The sequence below is a fragment of the uncultured Aquimarina sp. genome, from assembly GCF_947496855.1.
In the GTDB taxonomy this organism is placed as follows: domain Bacteria; phylum Bacteroidota; class Bacteroidia; order Flavobacteriales; family Flavobacteriaceae; genus Aquimarina.
In genome coordinates, this window is record NZ_CANMED010000005.1 from 397,437 (window position 1) to 413,874 (window position 16,438).

The 16,438-nt window shown below is 32.3% G+C and carries 16 protein-coding genes and 1 pseudogene; 3 read left to right on the top strand and 14 right to left on the bottom strand.

From position 1 onward, the window contains the following. Position 1: 1 nt before the first annotated feature. Positions 2-1,450, top strand: coding sequence for a M56 family metallopeptidase (locus Q0921_RS16595; RefSeq protein ID WP_299258820.1), 1,449 nt, complete (start codon positions 2-4; stop codon positions 1,448-1,450). 85 nt (positions 1,451-1,535) lie between these two features. Here Q0921_RS16595 and Q0921_RS16600 read toward each other — a convergent pair whose 3' ends face one another. The 5 genes from Q0921_RS16600 to Q0921_RS16620 form a co-directional block, all read right to left on the bottom strand. Next, a complete protein-coding gene (locus tag Q0921_RS16600) occupies positions 1,536-2,153 on the bottom strand; it encodes a hypothetical protein (RefSeq protein ID WP_299258822.1) in 618 nt (205 codons plus the stop codon). Positions 2,154-2,321: 168 nt separating this feature from the next. Next, positions 2,322-2,717: a hypothetical protein gene (locus tag Q0921_RS16605; RefSeq protein WP_299258824.1), complete on the bottom strand. Its 396-nt coding sequence runs from the start codon at positions 2,715-2,717 to the stop codon at positions 2,322-2,324. After that, complete coding sequence (pheS, locus tag Q0921_RS16610; RefSeq protein ID WP_299258826.1) at positions 2,718-3,737, bottom strand: phenylalanine--tRNA ligase subunit alpha; 1,020 nt, start codon at positions 3,735-3,737, stop codon at positions 2,718-2,720. A gap of 1,004 nt (positions 3,738-4,741) precedes the next feature. Next, positions 4,742-5,098 (bottom strand): hypothetical protein, encoded by a 357-nt coding sequence (locus Q0921_RS16615; RefSeq protein WP_299258828.1) that lies wholly within the window; start codon positions 5,096-5,098, stop codon positions 4,742-4,744. Between the two features lie 75 nt (positions 5,099-5,173). Next, positions 5,174-5,893, bottom strand: a complete 720-nt coding sequence (locus Q0921_RS16620; protein ID WP_299258830.1) for a toxin-antitoxin system YwqK family antitoxin — start codon at positions 5,891-5,893, stop codon at positions 5,174-5,176. Positions 5,894-6,195: 302 nt separating this feature from the next. Here Q0921_RS16620 and Q0921_RS16625 point away from each other — a divergent pair, with 302 nt between their 5' ends. Next, a complete protein-coding gene (locus Q0921_RS16625) occupies positions 6,196-6,708 on the top strand; it encodes a CvpA family protein (RefSeq protein ID WP_299258832.1) in 513 nt (170 codons plus the stop codon). A 142-nt stretch (positions 6,709-6,850) separates the two neighbouring features. On the opposite strand, the pseudogene Q0921_RS16630 reads toward Q0921_RS16625, so the two are convergent. From Q0921_RS16630 to Q0921_RS16645, 4 genes and pseudogenes are all read right to left on the bottom strand, one after another. Then, positions 6,851-7,077 (bottom strand): annotated as a pseudogene (locus tag Q0921_RS16630) (SulP family inorganic anion transporter); the annotation flags it as partial. A gap of 107 nt (positions 7,078-7,184) precedes the next feature. Then, the gene (locus Q0921_RS16635; RefSeq protein ID WP_299258834.1) at positions 7,185-7,817 is read right to left on the bottom strand and encodes a carbonic anhydrase family protein; all 633 of its coding nucleotides are present in this window, start codon (positions 7,815-7,817) and stop codon (positions 7,185-7,187) included. 15 nt (positions 7,818-7,832) lie between these two features. Then, a complete protein-coding gene (locus Q0921_RS16640) occupies positions 7,833-9,425 on the bottom strand; it encodes a SulP family inorganic anion transporter (RefSeq protein WP_299259135.1) in 1,593 nt (530 codons plus the stop codon). Positions 9,426-9,550: 125 nt separating this feature from the next. After that, a complete protein-coding gene (locus Q0921_RS16645; RefSeq protein WP_299258836.1) occupies positions 9,551-9,883 on the bottom strand; it encodes a hypothetical protein in 333 nt (110 codons plus the stop codon). 181 nt (positions 9,884-10,064) lie between these two features. Here Q0921_RS16645 and Q0921_RS16650 point away from each other — a divergent pair, with 181 nt between their 5' ends. After that, on the top strand, positions 10,065-11,270 hold the full coding sequence (locus Q0921_RS16650) for a DUF418 domain-containing protein (protein WP_299258838.1): 1,206 nt from the start codon (positions 10,065-10,067) through the stop codon (positions 11,268-11,270). Positions 11,271-11,273: 3 nt separating this feature from the next. Here the strand turns inward: Q0921_RS16650 and Q0921_RS16655 are convergent, their stop codons facing one another. From Q0921_RS16655 to Q0921_RS16675, 5 genes are all read right to left on the bottom strand, one after another. Beyond that, positions 11,274-12,023: a tetratricopeptide repeat protein gene (locus tag Q0921_RS16655; protein ID WP_299258840.1), complete on the bottom strand. Its 750-nt coding sequence runs from the start codon at positions 12,021-12,023 to the stop codon at positions 11,274-11,276. 12 nt (positions 12,024-12,035) lie between these two features. Further along, complete coding sequence (locus tag Q0921_RS16660) at positions 12,036-13,802, bottom strand: BatD family protein (RefSeq protein ID WP_299258842.1); 1,767 nt, start codon at positions 13,800-13,802, stop codon at positions 12,036-12,038. A gap of 10 nt (positions 13,803-13,812) precedes the next feature. Further along, on the bottom strand, positions 13,813-14,691 hold the full coding sequence (locus tag Q0921_RS16665; RefSeq protein WP_299258844.1) for a tetratricopeptide repeat protein: 879 nt from the start codon (positions 14,689-14,691) through the stop codon (positions 13,813-13,815). 113 nt (positions 14,692-14,804) lie between these two features. Then, positions 14,805-15,839, bottom strand: a complete 1,035-nt coding sequence (locus Q0921_RS16670; protein WP_299258846.1) for a VWA domain-containing protein — start codon at positions 15,837-15,839, stop codon at positions 14,805-14,807. An 86-nt stretch (positions 15,840-15,925) separates the two neighbouring features. Continuing rightward, the gene (locus Q0921_RS16675) at positions 15,926-16,432 is read right to left on the bottom strand and encodes a flavodoxin family protein (RefSeq protein WP_299258848.1); all 507 of its coding nucleotides are present in this window, start codon (positions 16,430-16,432) and stop codon (positions 15,926-15,928) included. Positions 16,433-16,438 lie beyond the last annotated feature (6 nt).

Sequence of the window (16,438 nt, forward strand, 5' to 3'; positions counted from 1 at the left end):
CATGATACATTACATCCTACAAATCATTGCGCTTCAACTACTATTTTTAGTAACCTATGACCTATTTCTAAAAAAAGAAACATTTTTCAACTGGAATAGAACATATCTTCTCATAACTCCAATTTTAAGTTTTTTACTTCCTTTGATTCGATTAGATTTTATAAGTCAAAATATACCCGCAGCATACATCATACAATTACCAGAAGTACTTATCACGAATTCTCCTATGCAAGTTCATCTTTTACCAGAAGTTGTAATCGGATCAGAGAGCAACCTATCAAGTTACATTTCTATGATACCAATTTTTGGGTATTTATGGTACCTAGGAATCACAGCAAGCTTATTTTTATTTCTTTATAAAGTTTTTAAAATCTTTAAATTAAAAAAAACAGGAACTAAGATAAATACCAAAAACATCACACTGGTTTCATTACCAAATACAACCACTGCATTTTCTTTTTTCAATACAATTTATATTGGGACTAATCTTTCACAGAATAAAAAAACCAATGTCTTACTTCACGAAAAAATTCACGTAAGAGAATATCATTCTATAGACCTTATTTTCTTTGAAATATTGAGAATTCTATTCTGGTTTAACCCATTAATTTATATATATCAAAATAGAATGACTATGCTTCAGGAATATATTGCAGATGCTAAGGCTATAGCAGAAACCAGTAAAAAAGAATATTATCAGGACCTATTATCTCAGGTTTTCCAGACAGAGAAAATTTCATTTATCAATACATTTTTTAATCATTCATTAATCAAAAATCGACTTGTTATGTTACAAAAATCAAAATCAAGAAAAATCTTTCAATTAAAGTATTTATTATTAGTACCTGTTGTTTGTTCTATGCTTATATACACTTCTTGTACGGAAGATGCGAATGCACAATTAACAGACAATTCTAAGAGTATTTCAAAATCTGAAGGTACAATCTTAAACAACATCGCTGAACTAAAAGAATCCATTGCTGCAAAAGGAGAAATGACTGAAGAAGAAAGAAAAGCATTAAAAGAATTGTTATTATTAACTACAAAAAATGGTTTTTCAGAACCATTCTTTAAAGATGTAATAGCCGATGCAGAAATTCCATTTGGAGTTATAGAGAAGGTTCCTGTTTATCCTGGTTGCGAAAACCTCTCCAAGAAAGAGGCAAAAAAATGTTTCTCTAAAAATGTTGCTCAGTTCATTGGGAGTGAGTTTAATACAGGAATTGGAAAAGAACTGAAACTTAGTGGACGTCAAAAAATTCTTGTGAAATTTAAGATAGATAATTTGGGTAATATTACAGATGTTCATGCACGAGGGCCATTACCAACATTAGAAGCCGAAGCAGTACGTGTTATTAATCAATTACCTAAGATGACACCCGGAGTGCAAGATGGAGTGAATGTTGGCGTAATGTATTCTTTACCAATAGTTTTTGAGATAAAAGAATAAAAATCTCATTACAGATCAAAACTAAAGGGCTGGTTATCGTAAATTCTAACCAGCCCTTTTTATTGCCAACCTTTATCAATTAGTATTAGCGTTCGAATCCTTTTTCTACAGCTAAAATGACATTAAAAGTTCCATTTTCCTTATTAGTAATTACTGGATATTTTCCAGCTTTTACCACATTGCCTTGCAATCCCAGTTCTTTGGAAATTTCTGCGTCAAGAATCAATGAATCTTCTACTATAAAGACATTATCCTTAAACAAACCTTCCTCTTGATAAAACTGCAATCCTGCTATTTTTTCATTTAAAGCAAAGGGTATAGAAACTTTTCTTGGATCTATGTCTACTTCTAATTTATCTCTAAAAGACAGAAAGTCCCTTGGATCAAGTTTTTCATAAATTATCCAAGGTTCCCAAATATCAATCCAACAAGGTACAAACCAGCAAGGATCGTAAAAGATAGGAATGCATATTTTTTCGAAACCACATATTCCATTAAGCGAAGAAAAACACCTCCCTTGAAACCTTAGTCCTCTTTCGAAAATATAGTAACATCTATAGGAAGCCCATTTACCTTCCATATCTGTTTGGTTATTACTTTCATTTACCTCTACAATAGAATTTGTTTCTTCTACTGTTTCTTTTTCACAAGCGTAGAATACCCCAATTGTAATTGCTACGACTAAAAAAAATACTTTTTTCATATTATTTAGGTTTTAAGATTAAAAAAATCCCCATTACAATTGGCTGTTGGCATTCCAATTGTTGCGGGGAAGTATGAAGCTAAAGTAAAGTCAATTAGCGTATTAATTAAGGGGTATTAACCTGTTTTTCTACAAGTTATTTAACTAATAATTATATAAAAATGAAGTTTATGAAACCAATACTCCTCGTTGTTCTATTACAGGAAGATCCCGAAAAGCGTTTTCATTAATTGTATTTTTTCTGAAAACATATTTCTTATCGAATAGTTTACCATCAGCAAAGAAAGTAACCGAAAATTCATTGTTCATAACAAATAATTCTTCCTGAATCATTTCGATTTTAGCAGAGGATTTGGCATCAACTGTTCCGATACTATGCCTAAATATAGAAGTTTTTCTTTCGGTATCGTATCCTTTGGTAACTACCATTACCATTTCTATTGGAGTTTCTTGATCATTAATAATATATGAATTCCAATCCTCTCCACCGAACTCTTTATTTTGCTCTTTGACAACGGCTACGTAGACATTTTGTACTACTGGTATTTCTATATCTTTTTTCAACTATAAAGCAGACTTAAATTGTTCTAAGAAACGTACATCGTTTTCGCTTAACATACGGATATCCGAAATTCCATATAACAATAGCGCTATACGATCGATTCCCATACCAAAAGCAAAGCCACTATATTCTTCTGGGTCAATATTACAGTTTTTCAATACGTTAGGATCTACCATTCCACAACCCATAATCTCTAACCAACCTGTTCCTTTGGTCATTTTATAATCTGTTTCTGTTTCTAATCCCCAATATACATCTACCTCTGCACTTGGTTCAGTAAAAGGAAAGTAAGATGGGCGCAATCTAATCTTAGACTTCCCAAACATTTCTGTAGTAAAATATTGTAATGTTTGCTTAAGATCAGCAAACGAGACGTCTTTATCAATATATAAACCTTCTACTTGATGAAAGAAACAATGCGACCTAGCAGAGATTGCTTCATTCCGATATACTCTACCTGGAGAAATAGTTCTTATTGGTGGTTTATTTTCTTCCATATATCTTACCTGTACAGAAGATGTATGCGTACGTAATAAAATATCAGGATCAGTCTGGATAAAAAACGTATCCTGCATATCACGTGCAGGATGATACTCTGGTAAGTTAAGTGCTGTAAAGTTGTGCCAGTCATCTTCAATTTCCGGGCCTTCACTTACATTAAAACCAATACGAGAGAATATATCTGTAATTTGATTTTTTACTAAAGAAATTGGATGACGAGATCCTAAAGCAATCGGTTCTGCAGGACGTGTAAGATCTCCATACGCTCCCTTTTCTTCATCTTTGGACTCTAGCTCATCTTTCAAAGCTTTTACCTTTTCTTCTGCTGCAACTTTTAGAGCATTTATAGCCTGACCAAACTCTTTCTTTTGATCATTCGCAATATTCCTGAATTCAGCAAAAAAGTCATTAACCAAGCCTTTTTTACCAGAAAACTTAATTCTAAATGTTTCAACTTCTTCTTTAGTCTTAGCTGAGAAATCTTCAACTTCTGAGATATATTCTTTAATCTTATCGATCATGATCTTTTTCTTATAGTAGAGGGCAAATTTAAGATTTGTACCTCATTAAATTGTACACGGTGTCTAAAAAATGTGTTATTTTAATAATAAAACGTGTTATTTCCAGAAAAATCACCCTTTAGAAAGGACTTTATTTTGTTTTAGATTATCTAGATAGGTGTATAGCATCAAAAAGAAAACCGAGATTCCTCTAAATAGATGGCATAACTAATGCGCTCCCATATAGAAAAAATCAGTTTCCCAGAACGTATCCGCACTTCTAAAACTTATGGCTATAACAAAAAATACAAAAACTGAAAACAAGTGACACTTTGGATTTTTCATACTCTAGCAGAGAAGTAAATTATTACAAATAAAAATACAAGATTACTAATTGTATTAAACGGCTCTACTGGTAGCCTACCTATGATCGTTTCTTAGTAAGTTTTTCCGGTATCATTATGAACAATGAGATCCTTTATAATATCTAAAATATATTTTTTTTTATACTAAATCTAAAAAAACACCTCCTAATTGATCAGTATTGGCAAATAATAAATCTTAAAAGCAACAAAACAATAATATTCTTATAATCAGATAAATACCTTTTTTTAAGATTCTTTAAGAAAAACAATTAACAAGTACGTTAAAGCACGTTAAAAACCTTGATAAAACTGTAGATATTAACTATTTTTAGATTTAGTATTTAAAAACTAAGATTTTTTTAAATACTATAAATTTTCGCCTTAAATCTTCCCAAAATAACATCTCATAACCAATACATGCAAACAAATGGTATGTGACTAAAAGCTAGTCATTATTTAATGTTTAATTAAAAAAAATGTCGATATGAAAAAGTTATTTTTTGGAATCCTAATCATAGATATGAAAGGATTAAGAGAACTGATAAGTAATCTTCCCTCGGCTTCTTGGTATGCAATGAGAAGATAACTACATTATCAATAATATTCAAAAAAAGATGCTCACTTAAGCATCTTTTTTTGAATTATAGCTCTTTGACAATATTAAAAAATATATTCACTTGTCAGAAAATAACTAACGATAGCTTCTTTCATTAAGACAGACTGCTCTCCTGCTTTGAGATTAGGTAGTTGTTCTTTTACAATATAATGTGGCCATCCTTGCTCATCAAAATAATCGAATTCATAATAACCGTATGGTTCTAACAACCTACAAATAGCAATATGCATTAGATCTAATTTTTCATCTTTTTTAAATTTTCGATGCACCTGACCCAATTCTTGTACTCCGATTAGATAGATAATAGCATCCAGATCTAACGTATCTCCATCCGCAAATTGATTTGATAATTTAGTTACCAACTCTTCCCATCGTTCTTTTAATTTTTCGTCTCTAGCCATGCAAAAATTTTTTGCAAAAATACAACTTGATATGCTTATTTATGGTTCTAAACTAAAAGCTTTCATGTTGATTACTTAAAATCTCTTTTTAGAGACAACCATTCCATTTATGTCAAAATATTCCCAGATTCCAGAAGGATTGTCTGATTCATATTTTCCTTTTTCGGCTATATTACCATTTGGATAATATTTTTCATAGGTTCCGTGCCATAATCCATCCTGATAGCTGTAAGTTTCTTTTAATAATCCATTTTCATAATACTCTTTCCATTCTCCATCAAGTTTTCCACTATGATATTGACCTATTATCTGGAGCTCCCCGCTTACATAAAATTCTTCAGTTTTACCATGTTGTTTCCCACTATCATCATATTGAGTAATCATTTTAGGAGTTCCTTCTACATAGTAATAAATAGATTCTCCTACTCTATTTCCTGATTTAAACGTTTCTCTAGAATGCAGTGCATTACCTTCGTGATATGATTCCCAAACACCTGTTTCTTTATCATCTATATATTGTCCGTTTTTATCTAATTGCCCTACTCGTAAATCATAACCTTTAAACCAACCATTTCTCACTCCATTAGCATATTGAATAGAATCCACTCTGGTTCCTAATTCATCATAAAAAGCCCAAACTCCAACTTTTTTACCATTATTAATGTTCCCAATTGATTTAATATCACCACTCTCATAGCGTTCTATTTGTAAATTATCTTTAGAAGCGCAACTGATGTAGCAATATCCTAGAACAATAAAAAATAGTACTAGTGTATTTATTTTTCTCATATTCATGATATCTATTTTAAATATAGCTTTTATTTTCAATAATAATTCAAAAACTAATTGCTTAAATGTTATATCAGAACAAGTATAATCTTCAAATTAGTGATACTAAACATACTTCCCAAAGAGTTATCTTTCTTGTAATCTGAACTAGATTTAAAGCTTGTTGATATTCAATTTTTTATCTTCAATTAGATTTCATCTATTTCTTTTCTCGAATCGAATTCAGGTTCCTAAATTTATTTGAACCTATTGTTCGATGATACGCAATTTTGATTTAAAATAGTATCTTAGTCCAAACAAAAGTTTTCATGAATTATATAGATATCATCCTAGGTATACTCTTACTTTGGGGATTAATAAAAGGGTTTAGCAAAGGCTTGTTTGTTTCCCTTGCTTCTTTAGTTGCTTTGGTTGCCGGAATTTATATCGCTGTACATTTTTCGCACCTTATAGGAGAATATCTAGAACAGTACGTTGATTGGGGAGATGGAGCTCTTAAATTAACCGCATTTGCTATAACCTTTATTATTGTGGTTATATTAATTTCTCTTGCTGGAAAATTATTGACCAAGATTGCAGATTTTGCTTCACTTGGTATTCTTAATAAGCTACTAGGAGCAGCATTTGGCGTATTAAAGTTTGCATTTATTGCTAGTGTAGTTATCATTTTTGTAGATGCTGGAAATAGGTCTCTAAATATAATTAAGCAAGAAACATTAGATTCTTCAATACTTTATTCTCCTGTAAAAAAGTTAGCACCGATGGTACTACCTAGTATTTTAAAAAGTGATCGAAGCGATAATTCTGACACTACGGTTTAATTGTTTTTATAATAAACTCACTAAAAAGATTGCTCATTTTAACCATCCAAAAGCTCTTTATTCCGCTCTTTTTCAAATAGTTTAAACAACTTGTAAAATCTTTAAAAATACTAGATTCAGGAATAAAGTCAGGGATGATATCAATAACTGCCATACTTACTGCTGTCCTCGGTGTCGTTAGTCCAGAAATCTGAGTATTAGTTCCTCCAAATAACGCTATAAAAAACTAGTAAAAATGGCGCCATATAATCTAGCAGTTGGTCCTAAACCTGAGGATACTCCAAACGCTAACACTTGTGGCAATGCTACAATACCAGCAGTTAAACTGCCGAATACATCACCTATAAGATTTTCAAAAAATCCTTTCATCTTTCTAGATTGTATCGTGAACAACAATAGTGAAACTATTAGGGTTGACGCAAAAAAGGACTAAGTCATCATAACTTAGTCCTTTTTTTAAAACAGTTTTAGCATTTTTAGCCTTCGAAAAAGGTTACACTACCATCGTTAATATCATACATACCACCAATAACTAGTATTTCTTCATTGTCTTCCATTTCTTTTAGTACACTACTCTCTTTTCGAATATTATCAATCGTCATATGTACATTTTTAACAGCTACTTCATTGACAAATTCGATATTCTTAGAATTTCTTAACGATTCATCAGATGGTTCAGCTACTGCAGCTACCGCTGGTTTTATTTTACTTAATAAAGCAGTAAGGTTTCCCAGTTTTGCATCATCACACGCTCCTTTTACGGCACCACAAGCGGTGTGTCCCAAAATCAGCACTAATTTAGTTCCTGCTAGTTTACAAGCAAACTCCATACTTCCTAGGATATCCTCATTTACAAAATTACCTGCTACTCGCGCACTAAAAACATCCCCTATTCCTTGATCAAAAATTAATTCTGAAGAAACCCTAGAATCAATACAACTTAAGATTGTTGCAAACGGAAACTGACCACTTTTAGTGTCATTTACCTGATCCAAAAGATCACGATCTGCCATATGTTTCTTCTGAAATCTTTGATTTCCTTCCTTCAATAATTGTAATGCTATCTGAGGGGTAATTCCTGCTTGTGTTTCTTTAGTATGTGCTTTCATAATTATTCCTTTGATTTATACTGTTTTTGGTCTTAATTTAAAAAATTGAATATAGTCATCTGGGTTTTCTGCAACTCCCCGTTCAGATATTAAATGAATATCAATATTTCTATTTTTAGCCTTTTCAGAAAAATCTTGTAGTATTTCGATGATATCATTGTCTAAATATCTAGTGTTTCTTACATCCAAAGTAAGATCTGTATGTTCTGGTAATCTATCTAGTTCTTTTAGGATTGCTCCTTTATTAAAAAAAGTAACCTCTTCTGCCAAGGTCATTTTAATTTTATGCTTTCCATTACTCTTATCCTCAATGTGTAAAAAATGAGAATTCTGATAACTTTTAAATAATATAATTACTATTCCTACTGCTAACCCTAATCCTATTCCTACTAATAAATCAGTAAATACAATACCCAAAATTGTTACGATGAACGGAACAAACTGTTTCCAACCGGCGTTCCACATTGCTTTAAATGTTGATGGCTTAGCTAGTTTATATCCAACGATAAAAAGAATTGCAGCTAATACAGAAAGTGGAATCAGGTTTAATAATGTTGGAATTAAAATAACCGAGATTAATAGAAGGAATCCGTGAATAATGGCGGACATTTTACTTTTTCCTCCCGACTGTATGTTTGCAGAACTACGAACAATAACTTGCGTTATTGGCAGCCCTCCAATCAATCCAGAGATCATATTACCTGTTCCCTGAGCTAGTAGTTCACGATTAGTTGGTGTTACTCTTTTTTCCGGATCTAGTTTATCCGTTGCTTCTACACATAATAAAGTCTCTAAAGAAGCAACTAATGCAATAGTAAAAGCAGTAACCCATATATCTCCTCTACCAATAACAGCAAAATTTGGAAAAGCAAATTGTCCTAAAAAACTATCAAAATTATCTGGCACTGGTACTGAAACCAAATGATCAATTGTGATACCTATCGAGCTACTTTTGGTAAATACATAAAAAAGTATCCCTATTACTACCGCTACTAAAGGGCCTTGAACTATTTGAAAAAATTTTCCTTTTTTAGATAAAACGTTACTCCATAGAATTAAAATACCTAGCCCTAAGAGTGCTACAACTGCAGCTCCAACATTAAAGCTTCCACTTAAAAGTGCATTCAGAGTCTTTAGTAATTCTGTAAAAGTATTTTCTCCATCTATTTGAAGAAACGCAAAATCACCTTCTGGATTTGCATCAATACCGAAAAAATATGGTATTTGTTTTAAAATTATTATAATTCCTATTCCAGTAAGCATGCCTTTAATTACGGAAGAAGGGAAATAATATCCGATAATCCCAAGTTTTAATATTCCAAAAACCAATTGAATTAAACCTCCTAAAAAAACCGCAACCAAGAAGTTTTCGAAACCACCAAGAGTTCCAATAGAAGTTAGTACGATTGCAGCTAATCCCGCCGCTGGTCCACTCACACCAATTCCTGACCCACTCAGAGCTCCTACTATTATTCCTCCTATTATCCCTGCTATTAGACCAGAGAAAAGAGGAGCGCCACTTGCCAACGCGATTCCTAAACATAACGGTAGTGCCACGAAAAACACCACAATACTCGCTGGTAGGTCGCTTTTTATATTTTTTAAAATACTCATAATTTTAATGATTAAGTTAATGCCTAAGATTAGGCGATTGAGGATTAGATTAATTTCAAAAATCTAGAAGATATATTCCCTTTATGGAAATAATGAGATAAAGGTTACTTAATAAAAAATTATGAAAACTCTGGAGGAGGTGTTGTAAACTCCAGATATACAGATGATTTTACGTAATTTATTTCTGGATAATCTTTTAAAATTAAAATAGAGACTCTCGTGCTTTTTTCATCAATATATTGAGAAATCTTGCCCTTTTCTTTAAGATCCTCTTTTTCTGAACTGTCTTTCTCTTTCGATTCGGATTGTTCCTCAGTATCATCTATGATATGAGCGATAGCGTCTATATCCCCGTTATAAAAATTAAATAACTCAATTGCATAATTTCCCAAATGGAATAGGAAACCTGATATAATCAAAAATTTTGCTATTTTAATTTTTATAGTACGCATAAATTTTTTTAATGGGTCATAAAAATAATAGTAATACTTTCAAAATTTGTTAAATGAATTGTAAAATTAATTAACTGAGCAATTATTTACAAACACTTAAAAATAAATGAACTCAAAACATTAGTAAAATTTAACTTTCAGTCTTTGCTTAAGCAACTTCAATAAAGTAATTTTAGTCATCTTGCAAAACCTAACTTCTAATAGAATTTTAATTATTGATGCTTTACGAGGTTTTGCATTAGCTGGCGTATGTTTAGTCCATATGAATGAGCAATATATCGCATCTCCACCATCCGAAAATCTAATGGAAGTCACGAATAGTATTTTTGATCAAATACTAGGAGGAATTATTAGTTTCTTTATTATTGGTAAGTTCTTTGCACTGTTTTCAATTCTTTTTGGTCTTAGTTTTTTTATACAAATGGATACCGCAGCAAAAAGAGGGGAAAACTTTGGAACACGTTTTCTATGGAGAGCCTTTTTATTATTGATCATTGGTTTTATACATCAATTATTTTACAAAGGAGATATTCTAACTATATATGCAATGTTAACTCCTTTCCTCATTCCATTTTATCGTTTACAAAAGAAATGGATTCTTTTAGTTGCCGGTTTGTTTTTAGTAAGTATCCCTAGATTCATATTATACGCAATTTTAGGCAATGAAAGTGCTTTTGGACTTCCACCAATTATGGATGGGAATAGTACAATAAATATAGCGTACATATCAACATTAAAAGAAGGTAGTATTATCGAAGTGTTTACGGCAAACACTGGTGAAGGAATGCTACAAAAAATGGATTTTCAAATTGGTATATTTGCAAGGTTATATTTAACATTTGGGTACTTTCTGATTGGTTTATGGCTTGGTAAAATTGGGCTATTTCACAATGTAACAGAAAAAATACCGTTGGTGAGAAAATGGCTTAAAATAGCTTCTATTTCTTTTTTGATTGCTCTGGCTGCAACTGCTGGAATATTTGCACTATCACCAAAACCTGTTGATTTTAAAAGTTGGTTACACATATTAGCTATTAACACCTACGATTGGTCTAATATAGCACTTACGACAATCATTCTTTTGGGCTTTATTCTTCTATATCAAAAAAAACGAGGTTATAAATTTCTTTCTCTTTTTTCCTCATACGGCAGAATGGCGTTAACCAATTATGTTCTACAATCGATTATTGGCACCTTTTTACTTTTCGGTTGGGGATTAGGTTTTTTAGGACAATTACAGACAATCTATCTTGTTATTATCGCTGTTGTTCTTATTTCATTACAAGCCATAGGAAGCAAAATATGGTTAGAAAATTTTAGATATGGGCCATTAGAATGGTTATGGCGCAGTGCTACCAAGGGCAAAATTCAGGCTCTTAGAAAATAAATTTTATAGTTCTTTAAGGTCTGTTGCTGGAATCCACCCTATTTTTCCATCCGCAAGTTTAATTTTTTTCCAGTCATTTACCGTTTCGGTTACTTTGACTTTTGTTCCTTCGTGGAGTTCAAACACCTCTTCGCTACGCAAATTAGGCTCACTTTTTATAGTAGTTTCTTGAGCAAAAATAATAGCGTATTGATTATTTTCTATAAAATTATACTGCTTAAATGCAAAGAAAATCCCAAACAAACTAACAATTAATGAAACCCAAGATCCCAGAAAAAATAATCGTTTCTTAGAAGATATTCTAGTTGAATAGTACAATATAAATAATACTACAAAGAGAACTACACAAAATACAGAAATCCAAGCCCATGTATCAAAACTAAACATATTAGTAAAACTACTAATAGTCCTGGAAATCACTCCTTCTGGTATTACATCTATAGCATCAATGGTCGCATTATTAGCAAAAGCAAGATTGTTCATAATATCCTCGTCATTAGGAGCTAGTTCTAATGCTTTCTCATAATAATAAATACTTGAACCTATATTACTCAGTTTATAATTAGCATTTCCCAGATTATAATATAACTCAGCAGATTCCTGACCTCGATCTATAATAGATTTATATGCATCAATGGCTTCCTGATACTTTTCTTGATTATAAAAAGTATTTGCTTTTTCGAATATATCATCATTCTGAGCTATACTTATCATACTCACTAGAAAAACAACTATTATTACTAAATTCTTCACTACTTTCAATATTTATAATTGTTTATCAATTGCTGCTATTACCCTAGATGCTTTATCATAATCCTGTTGCATAGCCGAAGTTGATGATGGAGTATATCTGGCGAACTCGCAACTTTCTAACAAGGCGATAAATTCTATGGAAGTTGTGTCCTCAACTTCTCTCTCCTTAAGTAGTCGCTGAATACGATCTTTACTCATATCACTTGTCTGAATATGAAGTTTTGCTTTTAAATAATTATGTAATGCTCGCTCCATCGCGATATAAAACTCCTTCTGGTTTCCTAAGTTCTTTTTAGCTTCTGAAAGATACTTTCTAGCAAGCTTATCGGCTTTTCTCACCCTATTACCACTCACATCACTTAATCGTTCTTCTCTTTTTTTGCCAAAAAATAAGAATAATGGAATTGCAAACAACGGTGCTGTCAACGCAATCCAATATCCACTAGATTTAAAAAAATATTCTTTCTCTAGTGGTTCTAAATTGGCATTAAGTTTTAAAAATCTAAACTGACTTCCTGTTTGCGTTACTGTTTTTTTGGTAGTTCCTGAAGTTTCAGAATTAGTTACTATACTACCACTATCAGGCCCGTTTTTTACATTGATCACAATTTCTTCTGATGTAATTCTCTTATATGTTTCGGTTTTTAGGTCGAAATATGAAAAAGAAACTGGTGGAATTGGATATGTCCCTTTAAATTGTGGTACCAACGTATATGAGTCAGAAATATTACCAGCCATACCGGTGAGGTTTGTACGAACTCGTTCATTGTGTTCTGGTTCATATTGTTCCAATCCATTAGGTACATTAAGTTTTGGTAAATCAAAAAGTTTTAGATTTCCATTCCCAGAGACTAAAACTTTTGTCTCTAAAGACTCTGTTGCATCTAATTCTGTTCTGTTAGGAGTTACTTTAAAATCAAAAGATCCTACTGCTCCGGAAAAATCATCTGGTTTACCTTGCTCTGGGAGAGGTTTTACATTAATTGTTCTTGTACCAGCAGCTACCGTTTTATTTACTGTGGAATATAGTTTCCCTCCAAAAATATCACGGCGATTCGTGGGAACATCTACTGCAATGGACAATGTAAGAGGCTCAATCTCTAGTTTTCCTGTTTTTTGCGGATATAACACTGTCTTACCACATACCACGAAATTATAAGGTTCTCCTTTAAACTCTCCTCGTTCTACTTTTAGCTGACCAATTTTAATAGCTTGACTCCAAAAATCACTGTATTTTGGATTGTCTATCTCTCTTAAATTGCTAATCTGTATTCTCGGACTAACATATAGCTTATATATTACCGTAATAGCTTCATTAAGATATGGATTCGACTTAGAAACTTCTGCCACCAAGTGTAAATTCTCACTAGCCACATAATCCGCATTGTTTCCGTCTTTTGGTTTTTGAACCGCTGCAGTGACCTGAACTTTTACTGGTAATGTTTTATATGTCTGTCCATCAATTTCTATGGTCGCCTGTCCAATTGTATAATTTCCTCTCTTAGTAGGGGAAAGAAAATAACTAAACGTCTTAGCATATGATCTTTTTCCATTAATCCATGAATTACTTATAGATTGATTAGGTCCTCCAACAACTGTAAAACCCTTAAAACTAGGTTGCATAAAGTTATCGCCGTCTTGATTCATTTCAAAATCAACACGCAATCTTTCGTTAATACCCAGCTTTTTCTTACTCACCTTAGCTTCAAACTTAACCTGAGCCATGCTTAGATGAGTTATTGCTATAAATAGTGTTAGAAAAATTAATTTTAGTTTCATCTGTTATTTATTACCAGTCCTTCTCGGTTTTTGTTTTCGCTCCTTTTGCTTTTTTAGCATTTATCTTATCCTGCACCTTCTTTTCTTCATTATTCATAGCTTCTAACAAACTTTTTACTTGCTGAGGAGATAACTGCCCCTGAACTTGCTGAGGTTGTTTCTTTTGTTCTTCAGGTTTTCCTTCACCTTCTTTTTTATCTTCCTTCTTATCTTTTCCTTCATCTTTTGGATCCCCTTTCTCATCTTTTTCGTCTTCTCCTTTTTGATCCTTTTTATCCTCTCCTTCGTCTCCCTTTTTATCCTTATCGTCTCCCTCTCCTTTTTTATCTTCTTTATTCTCGCCTTCTTTATCTTTATTGTCCTTATCCTTATTTTCGTCCTTGTTATCCTTGTCCTTATCTTTATCTTTATTTTGATCGTTTTGCTTCTGCTCTTCTTCTAGCATTTTCTTTGCTAGTGCAAGATTATATCTAGTCTCATCATCTTTAGGGTTATTACGCAAAGCATTTTTATAGGCTCCTACAGCTTCTTTATATTTTTTTTGTTCCATATAAGTATTGCCTTGATTATGGAATGCTTTATGTTTTTCAGTTTTTGATTCAGCAATTTTCACCGCTTCTGTATAGCGTTGTGTAGCCTCATCATATTTTTCGGTATTGTAATATGAATTAGCTAAGTTATATTTTGCTTTAGCATCTACCGGATTCTTAGAAATTGCCTTTCTATACTCGCCCTCAGCCTTTGGAAAATTACCATCCTTAACTAGCACTTCATTAGCTGTTGCTACAAATCGGTTCGCCTCGGCAACAATTTCTGCTCTATCCTCCTCGTCTTGCGAAAAACCAACTCCGAATTGAAAAAACAACAATATGATTAGTAAATTCTTCATAACATTTTTAATTTTTATACTTCTACAATGCCTATCTCGAACTTCTTATATAAGCGAACACAGTGTTGAATGGCTCAAAACGCTCAATACACTAACGTTCTATTATTTATATCCTATTGCTCATTAAACAAGTTTAACTTCTTAAGCCAAGATGTTTTTCTTTCTAATAAGAAAACATCTAAAAACAGTAATAACAAACCAGCTCCCAAAAACCACTGAAACTGATCTTTGAAATCTGCAAACTGCTTTGCTTCGAATTCTTTCTTATCCATACCTTGCAATAACTCTGTAACATTTTCTACTACTGCACTTGTACTTGTACCATCAATGTATGTGCCATTTGCTTGATTTGCAATTTCCTGTAAAATTGTCGTATTCAGCTTAGTGATAACCGTTTCACCCTGACTATTTTTCTTATAATTCTGTACAATTCCATTACGCTTAATTGGGATTGGCCCCCCTTTTGTAGTTCCTACTCCTATGGTAAATATTTTAATACCTTCTTTAGCCGCATCTTCGGCCATAGATGCTACATTTCCTTCATGATCCTCTCCGTCACTTATAATAAACATCACGCGATTGGTTTGCTCTTCATCATCATAATATGTTTTTGCTAATTCTATAGCTTCATTGATTGCTGTTCCCTGAGAGGAAAGCATATCTGTATTCATAGATTGTAAGAACATTTTAGCAGAGCCATAATCTGTTGTAATCGGTAACTGAGGAAATGCACTAGCGGCATATGCAATAATACCGACGCGATCACTTGCCAAATTATTAATAATTTGAGTTACCAATTGTTTAGATTTCTCTAACCGATTGGGAGCAATATCTTCTGCGAGCATACTTTTTGATACGTCAATAGCGAATACAACATCTACTCCTTCTCTCTTTACAGTTTCTAGTTTAGTACCAACTTTGGGATTCACCAAAGCCACAACAAAACAAGCAAGAGCTAAGCTAATAATGATTACTTTAAGTATTGACTTAAAAATCGACTGGTTTGGACTTAATTTTTCTAACAAGTCTTTATCCGCAAACTTTTTCTGAGTTGCTTTTTTCCAAATCAAAACACCTAGAAATAATAGGATCAGTATAGGTATCACCAATAACAACCAAAAATATATTTTTTCTTCTAGTAAGTACATTCTTTTTATTCTTAGTCTACAGTTTAATACTGTAATTTAAAATACACTTCGACAAGCTCAGTGTGACAACTCAGTGTTATATTTTCTCAATTCTTTATTTTTAATGCCAGCGCATCTATTTTCTCCTTTACTTCTAAAGGAATCTCTTTATTAGTAACCCAAGCGTGAACATCACCCAGATAATCCATTCCTAAATACGCTGCACTTCGAGAAAAGGGAAGATTAAATTCATCAACTCTATCATTATCATTACTACAACTTATCATTGCCATCTCTTTTCCTCTAAGCATCCTTCCAAAATCTTTCTCTTTATACAAATAATCCGAAATCCTGTCTAAAAAAACTTTCATAATTCCACTCATTGTATACCAATATACTGGTGTGGCTAAAACTATAGTTTGATAATTCTGCACCATATTTTTGAAAATCACTTCAAAATCATCCTCATTTTTAAACTCATAATCAAAGTAGTTTATTTCTCTTTGGTTTAGATCTACTACATCAAAACCTGTCATATTCTTTAAGTAAGAAACTACAATATTTGTATCTCCATCACTTCTAGAACTTCCCTGAATTATGATTCCTTTTTTCAAAACGCT

What these genes read in the sequence shown, in the direction of transcription:
- Q0921_RS16595 (WP_299258820.1), top strand. Translation starts at nt 2, where the DNA reads ATGATACATTACATCCTACAAATCATTGCGCTTCAACTACTATTTTTA.
- Q0921_RS16600 (WP_299258822.1), bottom strand. Translation starts at nt 2,153, where the DNA reads ATGAAAAAAGTATTTTTTTTAGTCGTAGCAATTACAATTGGGGTATTC.
- pheS (WP_299258826.1), bottom strand. Translation starts at nt 3,737, where the DNA reads ATGATCGATAAGATTAAAGAATATATCTCAGAAGTTGAAGATTTCTCA.
- Q0921_RS16615 (WP_299258828.1), bottom strand. Translation starts at nt 5,098, where the DNA reads ATGGCTAGAGACGAAAAATTAAAAGAACGATGGGAAGAGTTGGTAACT.
- Q0921_RS16620 (WP_299258830.1), bottom strand. Translation starts at nt 5,893, where the DNA reads ATGAATATGAGAAAAATAAATACACTAGTACTATTTTTTATTGTTCTA.
- Q0921_RS16625 (WP_299258832.1), top strand. Translation starts at nt 6,196, where the DNA reads ATGAATTATATAGATATCATCCTAGGTATACTCTTACTTTGGGGATTA.
- Q0921_RS16635 (WP_299258834.1), bottom strand. Translation starts at nt 7,817, where the DNA reads ATGAAAGCACATACTAAAGAAACACAAGCAGGAATTACCCCTCAGATA.
- Q0921_RS16645 (WP_299258836.1), bottom strand. Translation starts at nt 9,883, where the DNA reads ATGCGTACTATAAAAATTAAAATAGCAAAATTTTTGATTATATCAGGT.
- Q0921_RS16660 (WP_299258842.1), bottom strand. Translation starts at nt 13,802, where the DNA reads ATGAAACTAAAATTAATTTTTCTAACACTATTTATAGCAATAACTCAT.
- Q0921_RS16665 (WP_299258844.1), bottom strand. Translation starts at nt 14,691, where the DNA reads ATGAAGAATTTACTAATCATATTGTTGTTTTTTCAATTCGGAGTTGGT.
- Q0921_RS16670 (WP_299258846.1), bottom strand. Translation starts at nt 15,839, where the DNA reads ATGTACTTACTAGAAGAAAAAATATATTTTTGGTTGTTATTGGTGATA.